General features: G+C 68.6%; 2 protein-coding genes. One reads left to right on the top strand and one right to left on the bottom strand.

The features are described from left to right. Positions 1 to 291 precede the first annotated feature (291 nt). Positions 292 to 852, top strand: a complete 561-nt coding sequence (locus AC559T_RS11230) for a GNAT family N-acetyltransferase (protein WP_498868653.1) — start codon at positions 292 to 294, stop codon at positions 850 to 852. Positions 853 to 1,230: 378 nt separating this feature from the next. On the opposite strand, the gene AC559T_RS11225 is transcribed toward AC559T_RS11230, so the two are convergent. Beyond that, positions 1,231 to 2,637: a WD40 repeat domain-containing serine/threonine protein kinase gene (locus tag AC559T_RS11225; protein ID WP_498868652.1), complete on the bottom strand. Its 1,407-nt coding sequence runs from the start codon at positions 2,635 to 2,637 to the stop codon at positions 1,231 to 1,233. Between the last annotated feature and the right edge of the window lie 178 nt (positions 2,638 to 2,815).

Raw genomic sequence — 2,815 nt, 5'->3', positions numbered from 1 at the left:
AACAATGCTGCGCCACACGATCACTGTACGTAACCACCGAATATGCGCCAGATCCAGTTGAGACCGTCAGAGCCAGCGGTGGTGACGTTCGCGGAGCAGGTCGAGGGGCTGACCAGCCCGTATGCGCGGTTCACGCCGCCGGCGGCGGAGGCGGTGCGCCAGAAACGCCCCAAGTTGATGTTGTTCGGGAAGTGAAGGTTTTCTGAAGATCATTGCTGGTTCGCGTCGCTGTCAGTCCGGCACGGTGAAATGGGAGTGCGTCTCGCTGGGGGACCCCGGCATGATGCGATCATGGTTGTCCCCTTGGACGTCCCGCGCTTGGTCGCAGGCGACAGTTTCGTGCTCCGCTCCTGGGAGCTCGGCGATCTGCCTCTCGTCCGGGAAGCGTCGAGCGACGATCACATCCCGTTGATTACGACCGTTCCATCGGCGTATTCGCAGGGGGCGGGCGAAGACTTCGTCCGCCGGCAGTGGGAGCGGGCGTCTACTGGCAGTGGGTATCCCTTCGTCATCGTGCGGGTCGAGGACGGCCGGCCGCTAGGGATGGTCGGCCTGTGGTTGAGAGATCTGGACGAGGGCCGTGCGTCGTTGGGCTATTGGGTGGTCAGGTCGGCTCGTGGCCGGGGGGTCGCTACGGAAGCCCTTCGAACGGTCGCTGCCTGGGCCCTTGGTGACCTGCAGATTCCCCGCCTTGAGCTATATGTCGAGCCGTGGAATGCCGCGTCACAGCGGACGGCTCAGCGTGTGGGCTTTCAGCGTGAAGGCCTGCTCCGCAGTTGGCAGCAGGTAGGCGAGGAACGTCGAGACATGATCATGTATTCGATGCTGGGTTACGATCACCGCCATGGCTGATGAGGCGGGCGGTCACGTACTGGTCACCCGACGGCAGTGGGACGAGTACTCGGCGGCCTGGTTTGAGCGGTATGCGGTTCCTCGGTGGGCGGTGTGTGAGCTTTAAAGCCGTTCGACGTAGCCGGCGGCGATGTCCTCGGGTGGGTTGGGGTACCGGTCGATGTAGCGGCTGGGACTGGTGCCCGAGCCGGCGCTGCAGCTCGTAGGGGTCTCAGCAGTAATCGCCAAAAAAGCAACGAATACGCTGGTCAGCACCTCGAAGGCAGGCCATCGGGTGCGGTGCTGCGGCGAAGCCATCGACCTGCGTTGACGTTGGTTCTTCCGCCAGGACTACCCGAACCCCTTACCGGTGTCGGGCGGGGGTCTCGGAGTGGCGGGTCAGTGCGGCGCCCACAGCCGCATCGTTCGGTCCCTGCTCGCGCTGGCCAGGGTGCGGCTGTCTGGGGCGAACCCCACCGCGTTCACCCAGTCGGTGTGGCCGGTCAGGGGCTGGCCGAGTGGGCGGGGCGCGATCCGGTCGGTGATGTCCCACAGTCGCACCGTCTTGTCGTGGCTGGCGCTGGCCAGGGTGCGGCCGTTCGGGTGGAACCCCACTGACCGCACCATGCCGGTGTGGCCGGTCAGCGGCCCGCCGAGCGGGCGGGGCGCCATCCGGTCGGTCACATCCCACAGCCGCACCGTCTTGTCGTCGCCGCCGCCGGCCATGATCGTGCCGTCCGGGGCAAATACCACCGCGTTCATGCTGCGCAACGCCCGGCCTTTGGGGCTGGTCAGCGGCTCGCCGAGCGGGCGCCACAGTCGGTGGTCATCCGGCTGTCCTCCCCAGGGAATGTCAGGTGGGGCCGTCGGGGGCGGGGGCATGCGGATAGTCGCTGGTAGTGCTGCTGGGATGGGCTGGGGCAGGTGGTCGGTGGCAGCACGGATGTCATCGTCGAGACGCAGCCCGATCCCTGCCCGGGCGGTCCAACCGGGGCCGTAGGCGCGGGCGGCGGCCGCGGCGAGGTCGAGGGCGAAGGCGCGGGCGGAGGGCTGGCGGTCGGCCGGGTTCTTGGCCAGGGCCCGCATCACCACGTCTGCGACCGGGGTGGGGACCCCGGCGGGCGGCGGGGGGAGGGTGTTGAGGTGGTGCTGCCACAGTGCGTGCAGCGGCAGGGCCGGGTTGAACGGCGACTTCCCGGTCAGTAGCCGGTAGAGGACACAGCCGAGTGCGTACAGGTCGGTGGCCGGGCCCAGGCGGGCGGCGAGGATCTGTTCGGGGGCCATATAGGCCGCGGTGCCGGCGATCTGGCTGGCGGTCGCCGCTGACCCTTCCATGATTTTCGCGGTCCCGAAATCGGTGACCTTGAGCAGGCCGGCGGTGTCGAACAGCATGTTGTCGGGTTTGATGTCGCGGTGCAGCACCCCGCGGGCGTGCGCGCAGGCCAGGGCTGCGGCCGCGGCCAGGCCCACCGCGCAGGCCCCCTCCGGCGATATCCCCGTCTTGCGCCGGGCGGTCAACGTTCCCCCGCCCAGCAGCTCCATGACGAGCAGATGCAGGTCGCCGGCTTCCACATAGTCGTGGACCCGCACCACATGCGGATGGTCCAGGGCGGCGAGTAGCTGCGCCTCGGCGGCGAACCCGGCCGTCGCCCCGTCATGGTCAGCGGCCAGAATTTTGATTGCTACCGGGCGGTTCAGCCCGCGGTGCCGGCCGGCGAGCACCAGCCCGAACGCACCCGCGCCGAGCTGGGCGCCCAGCTCGTAGCCGGGCAGCGCCGCGGCCACCAGCCCCTCATTGACGATCATGAAGGGGTGGCTGCCCACCGCCGGCAGCCGGCAACCACCGCGAACACGCCCATTCCCCCCGCCACGATGCGTGATCCTAGCGATGTCCGCCCTGGCCGGGATGCTTGCGGGTATCCGCCCCGCCCCCCGTGGCCTGCGCCAGGTCAATCACGGGGCCACCAGAACAGGGGTGTTGGAA

This window comes from Frankia sp. Hr75.2 (assembly GCF_949319125.1).
Lineage (GTDB): Bacteria > Actinomycetota > Actinomycetes > Frankiales > Frankiaceae > Parafrankia > Parafrankia soli.
Note: the sequence above shows the minus strand (reverse complement) of the source record. Positions and strands in the feature narration are given on the sequence as shown.